The sequence below is a fragment of the Bradyrhizobium sp. Leo170 genome (assembly GCF_004296405.1).
GTDB lineage: Bacteria > Pseudomonadota > Alphaproteobacteria > Rhizobiales > Xanthobacteraceae > Bradyrhizobium.
The window spans coordinates 1-6,416 of sequence record NZ_PSRR01000423.1 but is presented as its reverse complement, the minus strand read 5'-3'; the positions used below and the strand labels follow the sequence as shown (position 1 = coordinate 6,416).

At 60.4% G+C, this 6,416-nt stretch carries 2 protein-coding genes and 6 pseudogenes; 5 read left to right on the top strand and 3 right to left on the bottom strand.

Translation table 11 applies throughout. From position 1 onward, the window contains the following. Positions 1 to 326: 326 nt before the first annotated feature. The 4 genes and pseudogenes from CWO89_RS49820 to CWO89_RS39210 all read left to right on the top strand — a co-directional run. Positions 327 to 560 (top strand): S1/P1 nuclease, encoded by a 234-nt coding sequence (locus CWO89_RS49820; protein WP_165421509.1) that lies wholly within the window; start codon positions 327 to 329, stop codon positions 558 to 560. An 815-nt stretch (positions 561 to 1,375) separates the two neighbouring features. Then, a pseudogene (locus CWO89_RS39220) lies at positions 1,376 to 2,487 on the top strand (IS630 family transposase). Positions 2,488 to 2,509: 22 nt separating this feature from the next. Beyond that, a pseudogene (locus CWO89_RS39215) lies at positions 2,510 to 3,181 on the top strand (SDR family oxidoreductase); the annotation flags it as partial. A 512-nt stretch (positions 3,182 to 3,693) separates the two neighbouring features. After that, positions 3,694 to 4,182: pseudogene (locus CWO89_RS39210) on the top strand (IS630 family transposase); the annotation flags it as partial. 617 nt (positions 4,183 to 4,799) lie between these two features. On the opposite strand, the gene CWO89_RS39205 reads toward CWO89_RS39210, so the two are convergent. Then, on the bottom strand, positions 4,800 to 5,420 hold the full coding sequence (locus CWO89_RS39205) for a hypothetical protein (RefSeq protein ID WP_130230721.1): 621 nt from the start codon (positions 5,418 to 5,420) through the stop codon (positions 4,800 to 4,802). On the opposite strand from CWO89_RS39205, the pseudogene CWO89_RS48500 reads away from it, so the two are divergent. Beyond that, a pseudogene (locus tag CWO89_RS48500) lies at positions 5,398 to 5,819 on the top strand (transposase); the annotation flags it as partial. The gene CWO89_RS39205 and the pseudogene CWO89_RS48500 sit on opposite strands and share 23 nt — an antisense overlap. An 18-nt stretch (positions 5,820 to 5,837) precedes the next feature. Here CWO89_RS48500 and ahpD read toward each other — a convergent pair. Together ahpD and CWO89_RS39190 are read right to left on the bottom strand one after the other, a co-directional pair. Then, positions 5,838 to 6,305 (bottom strand): annotated as a pseudogene (gene ahpD, locus CWO89_RS39195) (alkylhydroperoxidase, AhpD family); the annotation flags it as partial. 6 nt (positions 6,306 to 6,311) lie between these two features. Beyond that, positions 6,312 to 6,416: pseudogene (locus CWO89_RS39190) on the bottom strand (peroxiredoxin); the annotation flags it as partial.

Below are 6,416 nucleotides of genomic sequence, written 5' to 3'. Positions count from 1 at the left end.
CGCTAGCAGTCTGCTGAAAAACGTGAGGAATGAAGCGTTTTTTTTCTGTTGCGGAGGCCTCGTTGGGCTGGCGCGTCCGGGAGGCTAGGTCTGGGCTGGCTAGGCTGCAGCCAGTTTGGGGATGCGGATCAGATTATAGGCGATCAGATTGAGCAGGAAATCGGCGGCGACGCGACCGATGCCGCGATGTTTGGTCTTGCGCATGGTATTTCGACCTCTCGCCCGGATGTAGTTGCAATCATGAAGGCGCACGACTTGTGGTAGATCGAGCTGAAGGCTGTGGGCAAAGGCTATGAGAGCTGTCTGGCTCGCGTGGCTCGTGCTCGTTGTGTCGGTCTCGCAGGCCTGGTCCTGGGGCAGGAAGGCCATGCAATTGTCGCGAGATCGCACGGCGACGGCTCGATCCCGCCACGCTCGGCAAAATCGAGGGCCTGCTTGCGCAGGAAGCTCCTGCTCTTGATCACCCCAACGTAACACTTGCTTCGATCGCCAGTTGGGCTGACGAGTACCGTGCCGACCATAAGGATACGGCAGGATGGCATTTCGTGGATACCGGATGATGATCAACCTACGATCCGGATGATGACCTCGCGCAACTCTGGTTCGATGAAGGGCGGGCAGACCAAGCGCGCACTAGATGTCGGCTTCCCTGGCGGCGACCAACGCTGCAACCCTCGTGCACCCCGTCCTGATCGGGCGCATTTTTTTCTCTTCCGCGAGCGCGTGCGTATGACTTGCTCGATTGATTCACATCAATGCCGTGCTGTGCTATTTATGATCAGAAACGCAAGGAGGCGAGATCGACCGGGTGGCTGCGCTCCTGAGGGGCTTGCGTCATTGATCCAGCACCTAACGATCGCGGGAGCTTTACCTCACAATCAGATCTAGCTGGATTTCCGCGCGCCATCATCGGCGCGCCGATTCGAAACATTCAATCTCCAGCCGCTGCACGCCGGAGAACTTATGTGCTTTGCTCTCCTCTCGTCAAAGCTTAATCCAACGCAGCAGGGCGAACGCCTTTTCGCTGCGAGCCTGCATTGCCGGTTGAAAGCAGCGCCCTATCTCCTCAACGACGGCGGACGGTCGGGCAGGAAGATCGTCCGTTTGGACGAGACGAAGGCTTTGGGGAAGCCGCCATGCACATGGCATAGGATGGGTCGGGAGAAAGATGGGCTCGAGCTGATCTCCCTACTGACAGCGCATCAATCAATGAGCGAGCAAGGACATCAGGCCATGGGACGTATGAACGAGAAGGTCATTCTGGTGACCGGCGGAGCTCGCGGGCTGGGTGCAGCTCATGCGCGCCTGCTAGTCATCTGGAACGCAAGTTCGTCACATTAGTTGATAGCTCGAATCTCTACAGAGGAGAGTGCGAGTGGCGAATGCAGGTGAGCGAGGCCGGGGCCGATCGCGCCGTTAGTGCTGAGTGCGCAGGAGCGGGCGTACTTGGAGAGACAAGTTCGTCGTCATCGCGTAGCCCGGTCGCTATCTGAGCGATGCCGTGCGATCCTGCGGTGTGCGGATGGCTTGCCAAGCAAGTCCGTAGCTGCCGAACTCGGCCTTCACGAACATACCGTTGGTAAGTGGCGTCGCCGGTTTTTGAAGGATCGCTGTGATGGCCTGCTTGACGAAGCGCGACCTGGCCGTGCTCGCACCATCAACGACGATCAGGTTGCCGCCGTGATCGAGCGGACGCTGCGGACGACGCCAGCCGACGCGAGGCACTGGTCGATCCGCTCGATGGCGGCGGAAACCGGCTTTTCTCACACCACGATCCGCCGAATGTGGACGGCGTTCGGCTTGCAGCCGCACCGCAGCCAGACATTCAAGCTGTCGAGCGATCCGCTGTTCGTCGACAAGGTGCGCGATATCGTCGGCCTTTATCTATCCCCACCGAACCGTGCGCTCGTCCTCAGCATCGATGAGAAAAGCCAGATTCAGGCGCTCGATCGCGAGCAGCCGGTCTTGCCGATGATGCCTGGCGTGCCGGAACGGCGCACGCACGGCTATGTGCGGCACGGTACGACCTCGCTGTTTGCCGCGCTCGACGTCGCCTCGGGGTTCGTCATCGGCAAATGCTACAAGCGGCAAAGGGCAGTCGAATTCTTGAAGTTTTTAAAAGAGATCGATGCCCAGGTCCCTGAAGGCCTCGATGTCCATATCGTCATGGATAACTACGCCACCCACAAGACACCCAGGATCAAAGCGTGGCTTGCTCGCCGGCCGCACTATCATGTCCACTTCACACCAACTTCCGCGTCATGGATCAATCAGGTCGAGCGCTGGTTCGCTGAACTCACCAGAAAGAAGATCCAGCGAGGTGTTCACACCTCCGTCAGGCAGCTCGAGGCCGACATCCGTACCTTCATCGACCTGCACAACAGAAACCCGAAGCCCTTCAAATGGACCAAGTCAGCCGATCAGATCTTGGCTTCCGTCAAACGCTTCTGCCACAAAGCTCAACAGACTTTATGCGGCGAACTTTAGATTCACGTGACTAGTAGCCGAGAGCGCTAAGGTCGTAATTACTGATATTCTTCACGCAGAAGGGGAAACTCTCGCTGCTGAACTAGGCACTTCCGCCATCTACGTGCGCCAGGACGTCACCCAGCCGGCGGAGTGGGCCAGGGCGGTCGCGGTCGCCGAAAGCAGCTTCGGCGCGCTGCATGGGTTGGTCAACAATGCTGGGATCGCCAGCATGGCCCCCATCGAGCAGCTCTCGCTCGATCAGTGGAATAGAACCATTGCCGTCAATTTAACCGGTGTGTTCCTCGGAATGCAGGCGGCCCTGCCGGCAATTCGGCGCGCGGGCGGCGGTTCGATCGTCAACATCTCATCGGTCGAGGGGCTGCGGGGCACTGCCGGGCTTCATGCCTATGCGGCTTCTAAGTTCGGCGTGCGGGGCATAACAAAGTCTGCTGCGCTGGAGGCAGCCGCCTCTGGCGTCCGCGTCAACTCGATTCATCCCGGCTTCATTACCACGCCCACTACCGAGCGTTTCGATCCCTCTCTTTTCCCTATTCCTCTGGGCCGGGCAGGCTGCCCGCAGGACGTGTCGCATGCAGCCTTATTCCTACTCAGCGACGAGTCCAGCTATTTTACCGGTTCCGAGATCGTCGTCGATGGCGGTTTGACGATCGGCGTTCCGCACAGATGGCAGGCAGCCGAGAATATCTTTTGATGAATACCAACTGACAGTCTAAGCCAGGGCAACAAAAAGCTGCGGTTCGCCGTCTCAGCTCTCGGGATCTTCGGACCGTATGGCCAACGGTAACGTCTCCGGCGGATCGCAGTTGGCGCCAGCAGCAGCGGAGGCGCCCGCAAAGCGCGAAGAGTGCTTGCAGCTGGAGCAGAAGGAGCTCTTGCGGGCGCCGCATTTGGGTGAAGCGAGCGAGAAGACCAGGTTCTGCCTGCGCGGGAGCGGGACGACGCTCGACGAGAAGAGCATTGAGAACTGCGCGCTTGTTGAACAAGGCGACGAACCAGCGCTTTGTGGATGGCATAGCGTAATGCGCGCCGTGGGTTCTCGTGTGCTAACTGGGCTCCAGCGTGGGCCACACTTGCTGGGTCGCAGGCACCTTCGAACTGGTCGGCGGCAGGCGCACGGATGGGGCCAACACGCGAGGAGCACGCTGCGCAATTGCCACTATTTAGGCGGGCGGTTCGCGCCAGCAGTTGGGGTTCGGCTACATCGAAGGCGTCACCGACGACTACCAGCGTCATGGCACGACCACCCTGTTTGCCGCCCTCAACGTGCTCGACGGCGCAATCATCGCTCAATGCAAACCCCGCCATCGCCACCCGGAGTTCCTCGCCTTCCTGCGTCATATCGAAGCTAACGTGCCGGCCCAACTGGACATCCATCTCATCGTCGACAACTACGCCACTCACAAGCATCCCAAAGTCAGGGCCCGGCTCGCCCGCCGTCCGCGTTGGCACATTCACTTCACGCCAACCTACGCCTCCTGGCTCAACCAGGTCGAACGCTTCTTCGCGCTCATCACCCAACGCGCCATCCGGCGGGGATCGTTCGATTCCACCGCCGATCTCGTCAAAAAAATCGACCGCTTTATCCGCAGCCACAATGCAAATTCACGCCCCTTCATGTGGACCGCTGCCGCCGACTCCATCCTCCAAAAACTCGCGCGACTTTGTCAGCGAATTTCCGGGGCAGAACACTAGAGGGAACATTCTCACCAATGTTTTCCGACTGGAGTGTTAGCTACGGAGACGGGATAGTTGGTGATTGAATGAAGCGATCCTGATGGAACCTTTGGACCGGTTGGCGATCCGCAACTGCATCTATCGGTACTGCCGCTGCATGGCCCGGGCCAGCAAGGCCATGCTGCGCCGCTCCTATCGACCCCACGATCGGCATGGCATCTATTCCGGGCCTGCGGAGGGCTCCTGCCTCCCCGCGCGAGAGGTGCTCAAAAGCGCGCCCGCAGTATCCACCAGTTCGGCCAGTTATGACAGAACTGGTCGGCCCGACGCGCGCCGCTCTGCGACGTGCTTCCTTGTCATGCAGCGCGGCGGCAAGGATGGGCCCGTGCGGCAGTTCCGATCGGGCGACGCTGTTGCGGCTCGTTCGACAAGCGCGGCGGGGAGTGGTGCATTGAGGATTGTTCGACTGGGCCGAGGAGCAGTCGTTGCAGCCTCAGACCGAGGCCGCGCGCTGTGGCCGGCGCCTGCTGAGTGGAGCGCGGCCGTCCGACGATCCGATTTGCGAAACTCCGGCCGCTGCCCTCGATCGCCGCAAGCAGGATCCGCGTGCTCGCTCGTATCAGGTCCGGCGCACATCATCGCGCGCCAAGTAACTGGAGACCCCAATTTCCAAGCGGCACGCTGCTTGCTTCATTCGCGGTGCCATCACCGATTGCCAGCTCGAAGGCGCTTGGTTGTGGATCGGGAAAGCGCCGCGGAGTGTTTGATGCGATCTTGGAGAGCGACAACGGTTGCGCTGGTCGAAAACGGTGCAGCCAATTCGGCGAACCCTTGGGCCAGCAGCACAAGTGCCACCGACCCTGCGGAGCTGGTCCGGAGGATGTATTGGCGGGCACGTCGACGGTGGTTACGGCCAAAAACCCTTCAGCAATCCCTACGGTCCGTCCGTTTATGGCGTCGTCAATACTCCTGTGTTCCTGGCAGGCGGCCGGATCGGCTACAACTGGCAGAGGAATAGGTCGGTGTTTGGCCCCACTGCTAGCGGTGCAGTCTGCAACGGCACAAATACCTGCCTCGCCGGCTCCGGCACGATAGTGAGCGCAAACTGCAAGGCAAACCCAAATGTCTTTGTAACTGGCGCCGGTCATCTCGGTTACGCTTTTGGCGCGCAGGGCCACACGCTGACCTACCTTAAGGGAGGCGTGGCTTGGCAAAACAATCCAGATGACGTCATCAATAACAACGAGTTTGGCCAATATCGGCGCCGGCGAGCGCGACTTCTACAAGGCGCTCGACGAGGTCTTTCCCGGCACACGCCACCAGCGAGGCTGGGTGCACAACACCGTGAACGTCCTGGACATGGTCCCACTCTCCGTGCAGGCCACCATGCAAGAAGAGTTCTGCGAGGTCCATTGGGCGCGAACCGAGCGTCCGCCGAAGCGGTGATCGACGTCTTCGCCGAGAAGTATTGCGCCAGTACGGCTGGGCGGTCGAATGCCTGGTGAAGGATCGCGACGCACTGCTGGCCTTCGATTTTCTTCCCGAACGTTGGGATCACTTGCGCACCACCAATCCCATCGAGAGCGTGTTCGCCACCGGGTCGATACGGGACCGCGCGGACGAAGCGCTCTTTGTCGCCGACCACCGCTGAAATGGACCCGCGGAGCGGGACCGACCGCGGTCTGGATGACCGCCGTGCTGATGCCGGCCTCCCGCAGCGCCTTCTCATGCGCGTCCATGCAGGCCCCGCAGCCGTTGATGGCGCTTACCGCCAGCGACCACAGCTCGAAATCGGCCTTGTCCACGCCGGGATTGCCGATGACGTTCATGCGTAGCCGCGTCGGCATCGTCTTGTATTCCGGGTTGGCGGAGAGGTGAACGAAGCGGTAGTAGACGTTGTTCATCGCCATCACCGAGGCTGCGGATTTCGCCGCCGCGACCGCGGCCGGCGTCATCACGACAGCTACCGCAGATTCCATTGCGGCGATCACTACAGGATTGCGGGCGGCAATTGCGGTGGCGAGCAACAGCCCGTGTTTCCTCTGCGGTGATAGCGTCTCATCTGATATCATCGACGCCAGGTTCAGTCTGACGTCCTTGGCGAAATCGGGGATCTGGTCCATCAACTGCTCAATTGACATGATGCCTCAAGCAACCTTCAGCGTTTCGCCGCCGATCTCGCGGTTGCAGGGGCAGAGCTCGTCGGTCTGCAGAGCATCCAACACGCGCAGCGTGTCCTTCGGGTTTCGGCC